This is a genomic window from Microbacterium sp. HD4P20 (genome assembly GCF_019449275.2).
GTDB lineage: Bacteria > Actinomycetota > Actinomycetes > Actinomycetales > Microbacteriaceae > Microbacterium.
On record NZ_JAHZQZ020000014.1, the window covers coordinates 255746 to 273037 of the forward strand.

Below are 17292 nucleotides of genomic sequence, written 5' to 3' on the forward strand. Positions count from 1 at the left end.
CATCGAGGGCTGGGCGGATGCCGCGTCGCGGGGCCGCCGCGGGCGGACGGCCGGCGGAGTGAGACTCCCGGCGTGCCGTGAATGAGCAATCCGGCGGGGGAAGTGCGATAATGGGGCTCGATGACGCGCGGCCGCGCCGCGATGAGCATCACCGAAGACTTCAGGGCGATGGACGCCCGTGGCAGCGAGAACATCCGCCCAACGCAGGATTCCGCTGCAGACCGAGTGAGTTCGCGGCACCGCAGGTGCGGCGCCGCACGAGATTTCGCCGGGCGGCGCGCGGTGCCGCCCCGCAGGGAGTGCGCCAGTGATGGCAGATGGAAACGATTCAGACCTCAATGCTCAGACCGATTCGGGTGCTCCGCTGACGACGGAGCAACCGGAGACGCCGCTGACGGAGCATTTCGAGGAGCCGAAGTCTCTCGCTGAGGAGCCGCAGACTCCCACTGAGGAGCCGCAGACTCCCGCTGAGGAGCCGCAGACTCCCGCCGATGAGCCGGCGACGGCCGCGAGCGAACCGGCGACCGCCGACGAGCCGCGAGCCGAGCAGCCCTCCGAGGAGGACGCCGACCCTTCGCAGCCGCTCACCGCGGTGAGTCTGGGCCTGCTCCCTGAGGACTTCGTGTCCGCGGTGTCGACTCAGCTCCACTTCTACGCACCCGAGATTCCCCCTCTTCCGCCGTTGCCTGCAGGGGCAGTCGAGCCGGAGGCAGAGCCTGCGTCGCCCGGCGCATCGCGCCGTCGCAACCGACGCCGCGGGGGAGAGGGCAAGGAAGAGGCATCCGCCCCCGACGAAGGCCACCCGCGCAAGCGCGCAGTGGAGCTGATCACCGAACCGCAGCGCATCAAGGGCTCCACCCGCCTGGAGGCCAAGAAGCAGCGGCGCCGTGACGGACGCGAGGCGGGTCGCCGGCGCGCCGTGGTCACCGAGGCCGAGTTCCTGGCGCGCCGTGAGGCCGTCGATCGCGCGATGATCGTGCGCTCGCGCAACGGGCGCATCCAGATCGCGGTGCAGGAGGACAACGTGCTCGTCGAGCACTACGTCGCCCGCAACCAGGACGCGTCGCTCATCGGCAATGTCTACCTGGGGCGCGTGCAGAACGTGCTGCCCAGCATGGAGGCCGCCTTCGTCGACATCGGCCGCGGCCGCAACGCCGTGCTGTACTCGGGAGAGGTCGACTGGGACGCCGTCGAGACCGGCAATCAGCCGCGGCGCATCGAGCTCGCGCTCAAGACCGGCGACAAAGTGCTCGTGCAGGTCACGAAGGACCCCATCGGGCACAAGGGTGCGCGCCTGACGAGCCAGATCTCACTTCCGGGCCGCTACCTCGTGTACGTGCCCGGCGGCGCGATGAACGGCATCTCGCGAAAGCTGCCCGACACCGAGCGTGCTCGGCTGAAGAAGATCCTCAAGGAGGTGCTGCCGGAGTCGTCGGGCGTCATCGTCCGCACGGCCGCCGAAGGCGCGACCGAGGACCAGCTCACGCGCGATGTACAGCGCCTCACGAATCAGTGGGAGCACATCAGCAAGCAGATCGAGACCATCCAGGCGCCCGCACTGCTGCATTCCGAGCCCGACCTGCTGGTCAAGATCGTGCGAGATGTCTTCAACGAAGACTTCACGAAGATGCTGATCCAGGGCGACGATGCGCATCACACGATCACGAAGTACCTCGAGTCCGTCGCTCCGGATCTGCTCGACCGTGTCGAGCGCTACGACGGCGACCAGGACCCGTTCGACGAGTTCCGCGTGACCGAGCAGATCGAGAAGGCTCTGGATCGCAAGGTCTGGCTGCCCTCGGGCGGTTCGCTCGTCATCGACCGCACCGAGGCGATGACCGTGGTCGACGTCAACACCGGCAAGTTCGTGGGTTCGGGCGGCAACCTCGAAGAGACGGTCACGAAGAACAACCTCGAGGCCGCCGAAGAGATCGTCCGTCAGCTACGCCTTCGCGACATCGGCGGCATCATCGTCGTGGACTTCATCGACATGGTGCTGGAGTCGAACCGCGACCTCGTGCTGCGACGGCTCGTGGAGTGCCTCAGTCGCGACCGCACGAAGCACCAGGTCGCCGAGGTCACGTCGCTCGGTCTGGTGCAGATGACGCGCAAGAAGCTGGGCCTGGGCCTCCTCGAGACCTTCAGCGAGCCGTGCGAGGTCTGCGCGGGCCGCGGAGTGATCGTGCATCACGACCCCGTCGTCAAGCACCGCCCGACAGGCGGGGGCGGAAGCTCTTCGTCCGGACGCCGCAACCGGGGCGGCTCGACGCCGCCGACGGGTGGCTCGAACGGCACCCATGTGATCACCGAGGGCGTCAAGTCGGCGCTCGCCCAGATCGCGGCCTCCACGATCCATCACGGTGAAGAAGCGGTCGCTCCGGTGGAGCCCGCGGTCGAAGAGCCCGTCGTGGAGCGTCCGAAGAAGGCGCGCAAGAAGCGATCGGATGCCGGGGCCAAGACTCCCAGGACCGAGAAGGACCTGCTTCTTGACTCGGTGCTCAACGCCCTGCCCGAGCCGAAGGCACCCGGTCAGGGCCGGGCGCGCCGCCGGGTGACGACTGCCGCCTTGACCGGGACTCCGGTCTCGCACACTCCCGCGGAAGACTGAGCACGCTCACGCGGGAACGTCGCGGACTCAGCGTCCGCGGCGCTCCCGCGCTGTGACGCGCAGCCCTGAGGCGATCAAGCGACGTACCAGTTCGTGGCCGCTGACGTGTTCCGCACCCGCGGCGACCAGCCGTGCGTGCGCCTCTTCGGGCACGTCGTAGTGATCCAGATCGAAGCCACGCCCGGGGATTCCGTTGGCGGCGGCGAAGGCGTGCAGTTCATGCAGGTCGGAGTCGCTCACCAGATGCGCCCAGAGCCGGCCGTGCGCGGGCCAGCGGGGGTCGTCGATGAGGATAGCCACGTGCAGATCCTATGCACCCGCCCCGCAGTGGGAACGCGTGGGCGCTTTCGCGGAGTGATGCCGCATCTGGTAAAGTAGACCCTTGGTGCGTCGAGATTTCCGCACCGAAACTTTCCTGACGTCCTGAGCGCGTGCGCGTGCTCCTAGAAGAAATAGGTGTGAAGTGGTTTACGCAGTTGTGCGCGCCGGCGGCCGGCAGGAGAAGGTCGAGGTCGGCACGATCGTCGTTCTCGATCGTCAGGCCGCGAAGATCGGCGACAAGATCCAGCTCCCCGCGGTGCTGCTCGTCGATGGCGACGCCGTCACGACCGATGCGGACAAGCTGTCGAAGGTCACCGTCACCGCCGAGGTTCTCGGTGAAGAGCGCGGACCGAAGATCGTGATCCAGAAGTTCAAGAACAAGACCGGATACAAGAAGCGCCAGGGCCACCGCCAGGACCTCACGCGCGTCAAGGTCACCGGCATCAAGTAAGCCCAGGGGAGACGTAGAGATGGCACACAAAAAGGGCGCAAGCTCCACCCGCAACGGTCGCGACTCCAACGCTCAGCGACTGGGCGTGAAGCGCTTCGGCGGTCAGCGGGTCCTCGCCGGCGAGATCATCGTCCGTCAGCGCGGCACTCACTTCCACCCCGGCGCCAACGTCGGCCGCGGTGGCGACGACACGCTGTTCGCTCTGGCAGCGGGCGCTGTCGAGTTCGGCCAGAAGGGCGGCCGCAAGGTCGTCAACATCGTGGCGGCCGCGGAGTAATCCACGGACTCACACATTCTCGAGGAAGGGGCGGGCTTCGGCTCGCCCCTTCCGTCATTACCCTGGGCTTGACCCAGAGCTGAGGGGGACCGCATGGTCACGTTCGTCGATCGGGTGACGCTGCACCTGAGTGCCGGCAAAGGCGGCAACGGCTGCGTGTCGGTGAAGCGCGAGAAGTTCAAGCCGCTCGCCGGTCCGGACGGCGGCAACGGCGGTCATGGCGGCGACATCGTGCTCGTCGCCGATCCGCAGGTGACCACGCTGCTGTCGTACCACCACTCGCCCCACCGCTCGGGTGGCAACGGCGGATTCGGAATGGGTGACCATCGCTCGGGTGCGCACGGCGAATCGCTCGAACTGCCCGTCCCGGTCGGCACAGTCGTGAAGGATGCCTCCGGCGAGACCCTCGTCGACATGATCGAGCCCGGCATGCGGTTCGTGGTCGCGCCCGGCGGTCTCGGAGGCCTCGGCAACGCCGCGCTCTCCAATCCCAAGCGCAAGGCGCCCGGCTTCGCGCTCCTGGGCACGCCCGGTTGGGAGGGGGATGTCCTCCTCGAGCTGAAGACCGTGGCCGATGTCGCTCTGGTGGGCTTTCCGTCCGCCGGCAAGTCCAGTCTGATCGCCGCCGTGTCGGCCGCGCGACCCAAGATCGCCGACTACCCGTTCACGACGCTGCACCCGAACCTCGGCGTCGTGCAGGCGGGCGACGTGCGGTTCACCGTGGCCGATGTTCCCGGCCTGATCGAGGGTGCCAGCGAAGGCAAGGGCCTCGGCCTGGAGTTCCTGCGCCACGTCGAGCGCTGCACCGCGCTCGTGCACGTGCTGGACTGCGCCACCCTCGATCCGGGCCGTGACCCGCTCTCGGACCTGGAGGTCATCCTCGCCGAGCTCGCGGCGTATCCGGTGCCCGAAGGACAGCTCCCACTGCTGGAGCGCCCGCAGCTCGTCGCACTGAACAAGGTCGATGTGCCCGAGGCGAAGGATCTCGCAGAGCTCGTCCGCCCCGAACTCGAGGCGCGGGGCTTCCGCGTGTTCGAGATCTCCACAGTGAGTCACGAAGGACTGCGTCAGCTGACCTTCGCGCTCGGCGACATCGTGGCGGCCCACCGCATCGAACGGGCCAAGACTCCGGCACCGGAGCGCGTCGTCATCCGCCCCAAGGGCTCGCAGAAGGAATTCTGGGTGCGCGTGGAGGGTGGCACGTACGGGAACATCTACCGCATCCTCGGGGAGAAGCCGCTTCGCTGGGTGCAGCAGACCGACTTCCAGAACGAGGAAGCCGTCGGGTACCTGGCGGATCGTCTGGAGAAGCTCGGCGTCGAGGACGCGCTGTTCCGCTCCGGTGCGACACCCGGTGCGACGGTCGTCATCGGCGAAGGCGACGGCATCGTGTTCGACTGGGAGCCGTCGCTGCGATCCACCGCTGAGCTGGCCACTGCACCGCGGGGTACCGATCCGCGCCTGCTGCAAGACGGCCGTCGGACGACGTCGGAGCGGCGCGAGCGCTATCACGACATGATGGATGCCAAGGCGCAGGCGCGCGCCGAGCTCGAGGCGGAGCGGCTGGCAGCGGCGGAGCGGAGCGCGGAGGGCGACGAGTGAGGTCGCTCGAGCGCGAAGGGATCGCCACCGCCCGTCGTGTCGTCGTGAAGGTCGGGTCATCGTCGATCAGCGGCGACAGCGCCCACAAGATCGGCCCGCTCGTAGACGCGCTGGCTGCTGCGCACGCCCGCGGCACGGAAGTCGTGCTGGTGTCATCCGGTGCCATCGCGACCGGGATGCCGTACCTGCTCCTCGACGAGCGTCCGAGTGACCTCGCCACACAGCAGGCTGCGGCCGCTGTGGGCCAGAACGTGCTGATCTACCGCTACCAGGAAGCGCTGCGCCCCTTCCGCATCGTCGCGGGCCAGGTGCTGCTGACCGCCGGCGACCTCGAGAACCCGACGCACCGCTCGAATGCGCGACGGGCCATGGAGCGTCTGCTGGGGCTGCGGATCCTGCCGATCGTCAACGAGAACGACACCGTCGCCACCCACGAGATCCGCTTCGGCGACAACGACCGGCTCGCGGCGATGGTGGCACAGCTCATCGGCGCCGACGCGCTGGTTCTGCTGAGCGACATCGAGTGCCTGTACACCCGGCCGCCGGACGAGCCCGGGGCCGTGCCGATTCCTCACGTCGCGTACGGCGCCGATCTGCACGACTTCGAGTTCGGGTCCGTCGTGGTCAACAGCGTGGGCACCGGCGGAGCAGCCACGAAGGTATCGGCGGCGCGGCTGGCCGCGGCATCCGGAATCGGTGTGCTCGTCACGAGCGCCGACCTCGTCGACGCGGCGCTGACGGGTCAGAGGATCGGCACCTGGTTCCAGCCGAATCCCGAGCCCGCCGCACCGGCAGCCACCGGCCCCGTCCGCACGGCCGCCGATAGGCTGGGATGAAGACCCGATCAGCCCCTCGTCGGCACCGCGGGCGCGTGAGGCATAAACTGGATCAGTCCCGCGCCTGCTGAGGCGAATCCGAACGGAGCACGAATGACACTCGCCACGATCATCGCCCTGGCCGCCGAGGAAACCGAGCACCACGGCAACGTCGCACTCGAGACGGTCGGCTACGGGATCGTCGCGATCGTGGTGTTCGCCGGGCTCGCGCTGGTCACGCTGTCGTATCGGAACGTGGCCAATCGCCACGCGCACAAGGCAGAGGCCTACGCCCGAGCCCACGCGAATGACGTACAGCGATCGGGGCACGGCCACTAGGCCGACCGTATGTCGGCGACGGGTGCCCCGAGGATCGGGGTCATGGGTGGGACGTTCGACCCCATCCATCACGGACACCTCGTCGCCGCCAGCGAGGTCGCACAGTGGTTCGACCTCGATGAGGTCGTGTTCGTTCCCACGGGCGAGCCTTGGCAGAAGGCGGAGGTGTCGCCGAGCGAGGATCGCTACCTCATGACGGTCATCGCCACGGCCTCCAATCCTGGCTTCACCGTCAGTCGCGTCGACATCGACCGCACCGGCCCCACCTACACCATCGACACGCTGCGCGATCTGAAGGCGTTGCGTCCCGACGCGGAACTGTTCTTCATCACGGGCGCCGACGCCTTGGCGCAAATTCTCAGTTGGAGGGACCATGATGAGTTGTGGGACCTCGCCCACTTCGTGGCGGTGTCCCGCCCGGGACACGTCCTCAACACCGACGGGTTGCCCAGCGACGACGTCAGTCAGCTCGAGATTCCCGCCCTCGCCATCTCGTCGACGGACTGCCGAGATCGGGTGAGTCGGGGGCACCCGGTGTGGTACCTCGTTCCCGACGGGGTCGTCCAATACATTGCGAAGCACCACCTCTACCGGAGCAAGGAATGAGCACACCCGAGCAGCCGGCAACGCCACCCCTCACGCGCAAGCAGATGCGCGAGATCCGCAACACGGGTTCGAACCCGGTGATTCCGCCCGCATCGGCATCCGAGCCTGCGCCCGACGCGGGCACGCCCGCCGCCGCGCCAGAGCAGTCGGAGCCCGTCTCGCCGGCCCCGTTGCCGCGACCCTCCACACCGGCCGTCGTGCCGCCCCCGCCCGTGGCCGACTCGGCTGTGGACCTCGGAGTCTCGCCCCTCACACGTCGTCAGGCTCGTCAGCAGGAGCGCATTCGCACAGCATCCGTGCCCGTCATCACCCCCGAGGTCGTGGCCGCCCACGCCGGCGCCCCCGCATCGCCTGCGCCGACCTTCGCGTTCCCCGCCGCCGACCGACCCGTCGAAGACGCCCGATCGGCACTTCTCGCAGAGCCCGAGACCACGGAGCCCGAGACCACCGAGCCCGAAGACACCGCGACGTCCGCCGAAGACACGGATGCCGAGCGCGAGGACCCCGAGACCGTCAGGGCCGACAGTGGCCTTCACTCGGCGTTCGGCTTCTCGGGGCAGCAGCCGGAGCCGCAGCGCGCGCCGGTCGAGGCCGCGTTCCCGTGGGCACAGCACGAAACCGCCGTCGCGCCCGCCGATGCGCAGATGGACGCGGTCCCCGGCGCGGAAGCCGGGGCGACGTCACCGTTCGGGGATCTGCCGTTCGCCCCCGTCGTGGACGCCCCGAACGAGGCTCCCGCTGATGATGAAGTCGACGAGGGAGCGCGAGCCGTCGTCAACCCGCTGCTCGGGGCCGGGCTTCTCGGCACGGCACCCACCGTAGAGCCCCTCGTGGACCTTCCCGCCTCCTTCGATCAGCTCCTCTCACGCTCGACGGGGTCGGTCTCGATGCCGAACGCGCTCATCGTCTCGCAGGCGCCCGAAGTGTCTCCGCTCGTCGGGCCCGTGACGGCCACGGGCGATGTCCTCGTGACGGGGACCTTCAACCTTCCCGAAGGCCTCGGTTCGACCGGGCACGCCAGGGGCACAGCCGACGGCAAGGAGATCGACGCGACACTGGTCGACGGCGAGCTTCCGTCGCACTCGTCGCCCACGCCGATCGCCGCGAGCTCGGCAGTCAGCACGGTCAAGACGCCGGGCGAGGTCATCAAACCGCCCGTGCCCGAGAAGGGCAACCGCCTGATGATGTCGCTCGCGATCACCGCGGGCGTCTTGGCGCTCGCACTCGCGGGCGTGCTCATCCTCGCCTTCGTGACAGGAGTCTTCTGATGACGGCGAGCACGCAGTCCCACGACATGCTGAAGATCGCGGCGGCAGCCGCGGACTCGAAGGGCGGCGAGGATCTCGTCGCCCTCGACGTGTCGGGGCCGCTGCCGCTCGTTGACATCTTCCTGCTGGTCACCGGCCGCAGCGAACGCAACGTCGCGGCCATCGCGGACGAGATCGAAGACAAGCTTCTCGAGGGCGGCCACAAGCGGCTCCGACGTGAGGGCCGCCAGGAGTCGCGGTGGGTGCTGATCGACTTCGGTGACCTCGTCGTGCACGTCTTCCACGAGCAGGAGCGCGTCTACTACGGCCTCGAGCGGCTGTGGAAGGACTGCCCCGTCGTACCCGTCGACGTGCCCGCGTCAGCGGTCACCGAGGACTGACGGTGTGCGGAGCACACTCGCGGATGTTGTAGGCTAGATGAGTTGTCCCGCACGGTTCGGGACGGCATCCGGGCCTGTGGCGCAGCTGGTAGCGCACCTGCATGGCATGCAGGGGGTCAGGGGTTCGAGTCCCCTCAGGTCCACCGAAGCAGACGCCCCGCGCATGCGGGGCGTTTCCTTTTGCGCCGATCCGATCGAAGCCGCCATTGCGCCCGAGGATGCCGTGAGCAAGGGTGAATCCATGACCTCTGTCATCCCGTTCCTGTGGTTCGACGACGCCGCTGAGGAAGCGGTGACGTTCTACACCGGTCTCATCCCCGACTCCGAGATCGTGTCGATCGGCCGCTACCCGGACGAGGTCCCGGGGCTGGGCGGCAAGGTCACGCACGTGCACTTCCGGCTCGCCGGCCGGGACTACCACGCGATGGATGCGGGCCCGCAGTTCCCCTTCACGGAGGCGATCTCGCTCTACGTGTCGTGCGCCGACCAGGCAGAGATCGATCGCTACTGGGATGCGCTCACCGCCGACGGCGGCCAGGAGCAGCCGTGCGGCTGGCTGAAGGACCGGTGGGGACTGTCGTGGCAGGTCATACCTGACCGGCTCGTCGAGCTGATCCGGAACCCCGACCCCGAAATCGCACACCGTGCCGTCCAGGCGATGCTGCACATGCGGCGCATCGACATCGCTGCCCTCGAGGCGGCCGCCGCCCAATCGTGAATCGCCCTGGAAGGTCGAAACCGTGCGTTCGCGCCGCGTTCCCCGCAGCCCTCGTCCTGACGCTGGCTGTGGCATCCGGATGCACCTCGGTACCGCTCTCGCCGGCACCTCCCTCCATCTCGGCGACCGCGGCTCCCGCGCCGACGGCCTCGGATCCCGCGCAGTGGTGGCGGGCAACGGACGATGTCGCGACGCTGGCGGCGGGACTGCAGGCGCCATGGTCGGTGGTGCCCCTCGCCGAGGGCGGCGCGCTGATCTCGCAGCGCGACGACGGCCAGATCCTCGAACTCGCGCCGGGCGGCGCACTGCGCGCCGTCGGCACGGTTCCCGGGGTGGTCTCAGGAGGGGAGTCCGGACTCCATGGTCTCGCGCTCTTCGCGCGCGACGGCGAGATGCTCCTCTACGCGTACTTCGGAGCAGCGGACGACAACCGGGTGATCCGGATGGCGCTCCTCGGTGAACCCGGGTCGCTGATGCTGGGCGAACCGGAGACGATCCTCACCGGCATCCCGCGCGCGAACACGCACAACGGCGGGAGGATCGCGTTCGGACCGGACGGACACCTGTACATCACCACGGGCGACGCGCAACGGCGCGACGCGTCACAGGATCCGGAGGCGCTCGGCGGCAAGATCCTCCGCGTCACGCCGGACGGGGATCCGGCGCCCGGCAACCCCTGGGGCAACGCGGTGTACTCCCTCGGCCACCGCAACGTGCAGGGCATCGCCTGGACGGCCGACGGCACACTGTGGGCGAGCGAGTTCGGCCAGAACACGTGGGACGAGCTGAATCGCATCGAGGCCGGCGGCAACTACGGCTGGCCGCTCGTCGAGGGCGAGGGAGGAGCACCGGAATTCATCGACCCCGTCGCGGTGTGGGCGACCAGCGAGGCGAGCCCGAGCGGGATCGCAGCACGAGACGCCACGGTGTTCATCGCCGGTCTGCGCGGAGAGCGGCTGTGGATGCTCGATACGCGCGGGGGAGCGGCCGCCGCCGAACCCGTCGCGGCGCTGGCGGGTCAGCAGGGCCGCCTGCGGGACGCCGTCGTGGCGCCCGACGGGTCGCTCTGGATCCTGACCAACAACACCGACGGGCGCGGCAGCCCGCGGCCGGAAGACGACCTGCTGCTGCGGGTGGAACTGGCGCCGGCGGAATGAGGCGACATCGTGGCGTTCCTCGTCCGTGCGCGGACGATCGTCGGACGCGGGACGCTACGGTGAGTGCATGACGCCGTTCTCTCGTGGCCAGCGCGTCATCGGCGCAGCGACGCACCACGTCGAGAATCAGCCACCGTGGCGGGTCGATGTCGATGAGTTCGCGCTCAACGCGCCGCTGCGCTCAGCCGTCGACGCGTTCGGCGCCGGCTGGGCGAGCGGTGCGCTCGACGAAGCCGGGGGACTGGTCGGATCTGCAGATTTCCAGCGCGACGCGCACCTTTCCAATGTGCACACGCCCGTCGCCCACACCCACGATCGGTGGGGGTTCCGCCTGGACGAGGTCGAGTACGACCCGTCCTATCACCGTGTGATCGCCGCGGCTCTCGCGCGCGGCGCCCACACATCCGCCTGGGCCGAACCCCAACCCGGTGCGCACACCGCCCGCGCGGCCATGTTCATGCTCTTCGCGCAGGTCGAGCCGGGCCACGCGTGCCCGGTCTCGATGACGCACGCGGCGGTCGCCTCGATCAAGGATTCGCCGTGGATCGCGCAGGAGTGGCTTCCGCGGGTGTACTCGCGCGACTACGAGCCTCGACTGCTGCCCAACGAGCAGAAGCGCAGCGCGTTGATCGGCATGGCGATGACCGAGAAGCAGGGTGGATCGGACGTACGAGCGGGCACCACCGTCGGCACGTCGATGGGCGGTCACGCGTATCAGCTGACCGGACACAAATGGTTCTGCTCGGCCCCCATGTCGGATGGGTTCCTGGTGCTGGCGCAGACGCGGCGCGGAGCGACCGACGAAGGGCTCTCGTGCCTGTTCGTGCCACGGACCCTCCCGCACGGCACGCGGAACGTCTTCCGCATCCAGCGGCTCAAGGACAAGCTCGGCAACCGCGCCAACGCGTCGGCCGAGGTGGAGTTCGACGGGACGGTCGGCCTGGTCGTCGGCGAGCCGGGGCGCGGCGTCCGCACCATCATCGAGATGGTGCAGCGCACGCGTCTTGACTGCGTGCTGGGCACAGCCGCCGGAATGCGGCAGTCCGTCGCCGAGGCGCTGTGGCATACGCGTGGACGCGCGGCGTTCGGTGCGCTGCTGGTCGACCAGCCTGTCATGACGGCGGTGCTGGCCGATCTCGCGCTCGAGTACGAGGCGGCGATGCTCACCGGGATGCGCCTCGCGCAGTTGTTCGAGGATGAGGCATCTGATCGCGATATCGCCTTGCGTCGGCTGGCGACGCCTGTGTCGAAGTACTGGGTCTGCAAGCGAGGCCCGCATCACGCGTACGAAGCGCTCGAGTGCCTGGGCGGCAACGGGTACACCGAGGCGTTCCCGCTCGCGCGGCGATACCGCGAGCAGCCGGTCATGGCGATCTGGGAGGGGTCGGGCAACGTGATCGCACTCGACGTGCTGCGCGCTCTGACACGGGACAGCACCTCGGGCGAAGCGTTCGCCGACGAACTCGCGTCCACCAAGGGCCTGTCGCCGGTGCTCGATGCCCACGCTGCCCGGACCCTGTCGCTCCTGTCCCGGCTGGCCCGCGCGGAGACCGCCGATGCCCAGCCGCAGGCCCGCCGGCTCAGCGAGGACCTCGCTCTCGCGTTTCAGGGGTCGCTCATGCTCCGGCATGCGCCGGTGCACGATGCCGAGACCTTCATCCAGGCGCGTCTGGGCGACGATCGAGGCCAGCAGTACGGCGTGCTCCCCGCGGGAACGGATGCTGCGGCCATCCTCGCCCGTCACTGAGAGCGGGCGGCGGCGGACCGCCTCGACCCAGGCTGGTCAGGTGAGAATTGCACAGCGGGTCGCGGGCGCTGTGATCGCCGGCGCCGCCGTCGTCTGCGCGGCACCGCTCCACCGAAGGACCTCGGTTCGAAGGCGTGACAGCGACGGACGACTCACTCTGGCTGCGGAGGGGCGCGGCTTGACCACGTGCGCGGAGTGGCCCTCGGTCGATTGACGTGCCTCAGCCGGCCGCGATCGCGAGCAGGCGGCGGCGGATCCGCTGCCCGCGGGCGGCGAACCCGCGCTGTTCCCGCACGTACCTCGCCTTGCCCTCGGCGGTCTCGATCGGCACGGGGTCATACCCCCACTCGCTGAGATCGTAGGGCGAGGCCCGCATGTCGAGCACCCGGACGTCGCGCGCGAGGGCGAATGCGTCCAGCAGCAGCTCTCCGGGCACGAGCGGGCCGAGCTTGACGGCCCACTTGTACAGGTCCATCCCGGCGTGCAGGCATCCCGGCTGCTCGTTCTCGGCCTGGCGATCGCGCGCCAGCGTCTCGCGATTGCGGGGCACGGCTTCCGGCGTGAAGAAGCGGAAGGCATCGAAGTGGGTGCACCGCAGATCGTGCGCTTCGACGACGGCGTCCGTCGCCGCCGCGCCGAGACGAAGGGGAATCGGATGGCGGTGCTCGCGGTGTCGGTACACCATCGCCCATTCGTGCAGGCCGAAGCAGCCGAAGCCCGGCGCGCGATCGGCCGTGGCCTGCAGAATCGTGGCGACGTTCGCGAGCAGGCGGCCTCGCTCGGCCCGGAAGGCGGTGCCGTCGACGGCTACGGAGCCGCGCGCCGCGCCCGGGCGATACCATCGCCACCCGCCGCGGGGTGAGTCGGCGGCATCCGCGAGTTCCGCGCCCTCGCCCGGATGCCAGCGACGCAGCACCGACGGCTTGTACGAGTAGTAGGTGAAGAGGAAGTCCTCGACGGGGTGTGACTCACCGCGTCCGGCACGTTCGCGGTGCGCAGCTGAGAGCATGTCGGCGCGTCGTTCGTGCGCGCTCTGGCGGGCTCGCCAGTCCGCGGCGCGGAGTACCGGCACACCGGTGGGAGCAGCGATCGTCACCGTTCGAGGATACGTGCGGCGCTCGAGCGGACACTCACTCCTCGACCGGCTCGATCAGCTCGGGGGAGTTGTTCCGCACGTTGCCCACAGCCTTGGACACGGGGTGGTCCTCGAGCGCGTCGGCCAAGGCCGGCGCGGCGTCGATCGCGGCATCGAGGACATCGCGCACGTTGTCGGTTGTGGGATCCAGCCATGCGTCGGCGTGGTCGGGATCCAGGAACAGGGGCATGCGGTCATGGATCGAGCCGAGATGGCCGATGGAGTCCCGCGTCAGGATCGTGAAGCTCAGCAGCCAGCGCTCGGGATCGTCGTCATTCTTGGTCTTGTCGCGCCACCATTCGTACAGGCCCGCGAGGAACAGGGGCTGCCCATCCGCGGGGTGGATGTAGTGAGGTGTCTTGACGCCGTCGGCGGTCTTCCACTCGTAGTACCCGGAGGTCGGCACGACCGCCCGACGCTTCTCGAGCGCGGTGCGGAACATCGGCTTGTCCTCGAGCTCTTCGGCACGTGCGTTGAACGCGCGCGCGCCGATCTTGGGGTCCTTGGCCCACCCCGGTACGAGCCCCCAGCGGGCGGCTTCGAGCCGCCTGGTGGGAGGCTCGGTCTTGGCCGAGTCGATCACGATCGCCGCCCGATCAGTGGGAGCGATGTTGTACGAGGGCTCCGGCAGGTCGTCGGCCTCCACATCGACCCGGAGCACGCCGACCAGTTCGGAGCCGGCATTTGCCACCACGAAGCGTCCGCACATGCGGCCAGCCTACGCCCGACCCCGACGTCAGCGCGGCGCGTCGGGGCTCAGCACGCCGACGCCTTCCAGCCGCTCGAGGAGACCCGCTCCGTCGCTGTCGGTCACCCACGGCACCTCGGCGGCGGCGTGATCGTTGACCGCCGTGCGGCCGCCGGCGAGCACTGCCTCGGCGGGCGAAAGCCGCCGAATGGCGACCGCCACGACGTTGTGGGGGTTCTCGTCGGTGAAGGTGGTGTAGATCTCGTCGTCGTGCTGTCCGTCATCGCCGACCAGAAGCCACTTGACCTGCGGAAACTCCTGCGCGAGACGGCGCAGGTTCGCCAGCTTGTGGTCCTTGCCGCTGCGGAACCAGCGATCGTGGGTGGGGCCCCAGTCAGTGAGCAGCAGCGCACCCGGCGGGAAGACATGACGACGCAGGAACCGCATCAGGGTGGGCGCGACGTTCCAAGCACCGGTGGACAGGTAGATCAGCGGGGATCCGGGATGGTCTCGCACGACGCGCTCCATCAGGACCGCCATGCCCGGCACCGGCTGCCGCGCGTGCTCATCGACGACGAACGAGTTCCACGCCGCCAGCAGCGGGCGAGGAAGCGCGGTCACCATGACGGTGTCATCCACGTCCGAGACCACGCCGAAGCGGATGTCGGGACCGACGATGAACGCGCGCGTCTCGATCGGCTCGCCGCCTTCGACCGACATCGTGAACGTCTGCCATCCCGGCTCCAGTTGCGCCGGGAGGCGTGTGTCGATCACCCCACCGCGGTCAGCCACGACGACGTGCTCGCTGCCGCCGATCGTCACCGTCACCTGCGCGTAGCCGATGGGGACCGCGACGAAGCTGCGCCAGCCGCGCACGCTCGCGTACTCGCCGGACTCGGTCTGCTTCACCGGGGGCACGATCATGACCCGTCCGAGCACCCGCACCCAGTCGGGCCCGGCGTAGCACGGGAATGGAGTGACCGTCGGCTTCTGACCGCGACGACGGGCACGACGCTCGCGCCAGGAGTGGAACCGGTACTCGAGGCGTGCCAGCCACAGCACCTTCGCGCGAGCGGGCGCGGCAGTGGAATCGGGCATCCCCTCAGTCTTCCACGTCCGTCAGACGGGCCCCGTCCCGTGGCTCGTCCTGACCGTCGTGATCCAGGTGCTTGCGCTCGACGCGTTCGATGACCTTCTTGCTGGCATAGACGAGCACGAGGAACACCACGATGATCGCGACGAAGATGTAACCGGCGTAGTGCAGGCGATCGGCCAGCTCGCGGTACGTGCCGGCCGCGAGAGAGGCCACCGAGATGTACAGCGCCGCCCATACGAGGCACGCGGGAACCGTCCAGGCGAGAAAGCGACGGTACGGGTAGCCGCTCATGCCGACCGTGAGGGGGACGAGCGAGTGGAGCACGGGCAGGAATCGTGACAGGAAGATCGCCGGTCCGCCTCGGCGACGCAGATACCGCTCCGAGCGCTGCCAGTTCTTCTCACCGATCCGGCGTCCCAGCCGGGAATGCTGGATCCGCGGACCCAGGAAGCGCCCGAGCCAGAATCCGATGCTCTCGCCGAGCAGGGCGCCGAGCACCACGGTGATCCCCAGCAGGATGCCCTCCGTGGGCGAGGCCACAGCAGTCGCCGCGACGATCACGACGGTGTCTCCCGGGACCACGAGACCGACGAGGACACTGGTCTCGAGCATGATGGCGACACCGGCCAGCAAAGTCCTGATCACGGGGTCGACGCTCTGCACCGCATCGAGCAGCCACGTGAGGAACTCGTTCACGCCATGAGCCTAGAGGGCTGGCCGCCCTTTAGCCTGAGAACATGTCGGAACCCCTCGTCGCCCTCCCCGTCGAACGGTGGGTGGATCCGGCGTCGGTGTTCGAGGCTCGGTTCGGCACCGACGAGCATGTCTTCTGGCTGGATGCCGGTCCCGAGGCGCGCGAGGGCTGGAGCTGGGTCGGATCCGGTGCGCCCGACGATCCGGCCGCGGTGCGCGCGACGGTGTGCGCCGGCCCAGGGGGAGTCGCGGACTCCGGGCGGTTCGCCGGCGGCTGGGTCGGCTGGGCGGGATACGACGCCGCCGCGGCCCGGGCCGGAGCTCCCTCCAGTCGGGACGACGACAGCGTCCCGCACGAACTGTGGCTGCGGACCGAGCGCATGATCGGTTTCGACCACACGCGCCGCCGTGCGTGGGCGTTCGCACCCGCGCCGGACGTTGCGCGGCTCGCGGCGGAAGTGTCGGCCATCCAGCCGACGGCAGGCGGCGGTGAGGGCACCTCGGCCGCGCCGCGCCGCGTGGCGGAGGCACGCCATCGACCGGACGAGTATGCGCAGCTGATCGAGCGCTGCCGCGAGGCGATCCGTGAGGGCGATGCGTACCAGTTGTGCCTCACGACGAGGTTCGACATCGAGGCATCCGTCGATCCCGTCGCCGTGTATGCACGGCTGCGCGCGGCCACCCCCGCCCACCACGGCGGCTTCATCCGCTCCGGTGGCGTCGCACTGCTGAGCGCGAGCCCCGAGCGATTTCTCGAGGTCGGCGCAGAGGGCGAGGCGGGCATCGTGCGCACGCGGCCGATCAAGGGGACGCGGCCCCGGGGACGGACTCCCGCTGCGGACGCAGCCCTGGTCGCGGAGCTCACCGCGAGCGACAAGGAGCGCGCCGAGAACATCATGATCGTCGACCTCATGCGCAACGACCTGTCTCAGGTCTGCCTGCCCGGCTCGGTAGGCGTCGACGGGCTGCTGCAGGTCGAGTCGTACGCGGCTGTGCATCAGTTGGTGAGCACGGTCTCGGGACGCCTCATGCCCGGCACGACGCTCGACGGGCTGCTGGGCGCGGCGTTTCCCGCCGGGAGCATGACCGGCGCGCCCAAGCTGTCGGCGATGTCGATCCTGCACCGGCTCGAACACGGTCCGCGCGGACTCTTCGCCGGTTGCTTCGGATGGGTCGGCGCCGACGGCGCACTGGACCTCGCCATGGTGATCCGCTCCATCGTGGTCGACCCCGACCGGGCGTATGTCGGGGCAGGCGGGGGAATCACGTGGAGATCGGATGCCGCGGCCGAGGTGGCCGAGGTCGGCATCAAGGCGAGGGGACCTCTGGCCGCTCTCGGCGCCGAACTGCCCTCCGGCTGGTGAGCGCGTCATTCCGCTAACCTGGAGGTC

Annotated in this window: 18 protein-coding genes and 1 tRNA gene; 14 read left to right on the forward strand and 5 right to left on the reverse strand. The window is 69.2% G+C overall.

Annotation, left to right across the window (positions count from 1 at the left end):
* Nucleotides 1-310: 310 nt before the first annotated feature.
* Entirely contained in the window at nucleotides 311-2608 is a 2298-nt protein-coding gene (locus K0817_RS09470) for an Rne/Rng family ribonuclease (protein ID WP_219981210.1), read from the forward strand.
* Between the two features lie 27 nt (nucleotides 2609-2635).
* On the opposite strand, the gene K0817_RS09475 is transcribed toward K0817_RS09470, so the two are convergent.
* Complete coding sequence (locus K0817_RS09475; protein ID WP_219981211.1) at nucleotides 2636-2908, reverse strand: DUF4031 domain-containing protein; 273 nt, start codon at nucleotides 2906-2908, stop codon at nucleotides 2636-2638.
* Nucleotides 2909-3071: 163 nt separating this feature from the next.
* On the opposite strand from K0817_RS09475, the gene rplU reads away from it, so the two are divergent.
* The 12 genes from rplU (at nucleotide 3072) to K0817_RS09535 (ending at nucleotide 12289) form a co-directional block, all read left to right on the forward strand.
* Nucleotides 3072-3380, forward strand: a complete 309-nt coding sequence (gene rplU, locus K0817_RS09480) for a 50S ribosomal protein L21 (protein WP_219981212.1) — start codon at nucleotides 3072-3074, stop codon at nucleotides 3378-3380.
* Nucleotides 3381-3399: 19 nt separating this feature from the next.
* Nucleotides 3400-3657: a 50S ribosomal protein L27 gene (gene rpmA, locus K0817_RS09485; protein WP_219981213.1), complete on the forward strand. Its 258-nt coding sequence runs from the start codon at nucleotides 3400-3402 to the stop codon at nucleotides 3655-3657.
* Between the two features lie 93 nt (nucleotides 3658-3750).
* The gene (obgE, locus tag K0817_RS09490; RefSeq protein WP_219981214.1) at nucleotides 3751-5259 is read left to right on the forward strand and encodes a GTPase ObgE; all 1509 of its coding nucleotides are present in this window, start codon (nucleotides 3751-3753) and stop codon (nucleotides 5257-5259) included.
* Entirely contained in the window at nucleotides 5256-6095 is an 840-nt protein-coding gene (gene proB, locus K0817_RS09495; RefSeq protein ID WP_219981215.1) for a glutamate 5-kinase, read from the forward strand. Before obgE ends, proB begins: the two co-directional genes overlap by 4 nt.
* A gap of 93 nt (nucleotides 6096-6188) precedes the next feature.
* On the forward strand, nucleotides 6189-6413 hold the full coding sequence (locus tag K0817_RS09500) for a hypothetical protein (RefSeq protein WP_219981216.1): 225 nt from the start codon (nucleotides 6189-6191) through the stop codon (nucleotides 6411-6413).
* A gap of 9 nt (nucleotides 6414-6422) precedes the next feature.
* Nucleotides 6423-7019 (forward strand): nicotinate-nucleotide adenylyltransferase, encoded by a 597-nt coding sequence (gene nadD, locus K0817_RS09505; RefSeq protein WP_219981217.1) that lies wholly within the window; start codon nucleotides 6423-6425, stop codon nucleotides 7017-7019.
* A complete protein-coding gene (locus K0817_RS09510; protein ID WP_253735281.1) occupies nucleotides 7016-8287 on the forward strand; it encodes a hypothetical protein in 1272 nt (423 codons plus the stop codon). The genes nadD and K0817_RS09510 overlap by 4 nt, the downstream gene beginning before the upstream one ends.
* Nucleotides 8287-8667: a ribosome silencing factor gene (gene rsfS, locus K0817_RS09515; RefSeq protein WP_219981218.1), complete on the forward strand. Its 381-nt coding sequence runs from the start codon at nucleotides 8287-8289 to the stop codon at nucleotides 8665-8667. Before K0817_RS09510 ends, rsfS begins: the two co-directional genes overlap by 1 nt.
* A gap of 70 nt (nucleotides 8668-8737) precedes the next feature.
* Nucleotides 8738-8810: transfer RNA gene (locus tag K0817_RS09520), tRNA-Ala, on the forward strand.
* Between the two features lie 98 nt (nucleotides 8811-8908).
* Nucleotides 8909-9385, forward strand: coding sequence for a VOC family protein (locus tag K0817_RS09525; protein WP_219981219.1), 477 nt, complete (start codon nucleotides 8909-8911; stop codon nucleotides 9383-9385).
* Nucleotides 9382-10542, forward strand: coding sequence for a PQQ-dependent sugar dehydrogenase (locus K0817_RS09530; protein ID WP_219981220.1), 1161 nt, complete (start codon nucleotides 9382-9384; stop codon nucleotides 10540-10542). Before K0817_RS09525 ends, K0817_RS09530 begins: the two co-directional genes overlap by 4 nt.
* A 67-nt stretch (nucleotides 10543-10609) precedes the next feature.
* Entirely contained in the window at nucleotides 10610-12289 is a 1680-nt protein-coding gene (locus K0817_RS09535; RefSeq protein WP_219981221.1) for an acyl-CoA dehydrogenase family protein, read from the forward strand.
* Nucleotides 12290-12509: 220 nt separating this feature from the next.
* Here the strand turns inward: K0817_RS09535 and K0817_RS09540 are convergent, their stop codons facing one another.
* The 4 genes from K0817_RS09540 to K0817_RS09555 all read right to left on the reverse strand — a co-directional run bounded on the left by K0817_RS09540 (nucleotide 12510) and on the right by K0817_RS09555 (nucleotide 15904).
* The gene (locus tag K0817_RS09540; protein ID WP_301339853.1) at nucleotides 12510-13298 is read right to left on the reverse strand and encodes a 3-methyladenine DNA glycosylase; all 789 of its coding nucleotides are present in this window, start codon (nucleotides 13296-13298) and stop codon (nucleotides 12510-12512) included.
* 121 nt (nucleotides 13299-13419) lie between these two features.
* On the reverse strand, nucleotides 13420-14133 hold the full coding sequence (locus tag K0817_RS09545; RefSeq protein WP_219981222.1) for an SOS response-associated peptidase: 714 nt from the start codon (nucleotides 14131-14133) through the stop codon (nucleotides 13420-13422).
* A 27-nt stretch (nucleotides 14134-14160) separates the two neighbouring features.
* Nucleotides 14161-15210, reverse strand: coding sequence for an App1 family protein (locus K0817_RS09550; RefSeq protein WP_219981223.1), 1050 nt, complete (start codon nucleotides 15208-15210; stop codon nucleotides 14161-14163).
* A 4-nt stretch (nucleotides 15211-15214) separates the two neighbouring features.
* Nucleotides 15215-15904 carry a DedA family protein gene (locus K0817_RS09555; protein ID WP_219981224.1) on the reverse strand — a complete coding sequence of 230 codons (690 nt, stop codon included), beginning with the start codon at nucleotides 15902-15904 and terminating at the stop codon, nucleotides 15215-15217.
* 41 nt (nucleotides 15905-15945) lie between these two features.
* On the opposite strand from K0817_RS09555, the gene K0817_RS09560 reads away from it, so the two are divergent.
* Nucleotides 15946-17265, forward strand: coding sequence for an anthranilate synthase component I family protein (locus K0817_RS09560; protein ID WP_219981225.1), 1320 nt, complete (start codon nucleotides 15946-15948; stop codon nucleotides 17263-17265).
* Nucleotides 17266-17292: the final 27 nt, after the last annotated feature.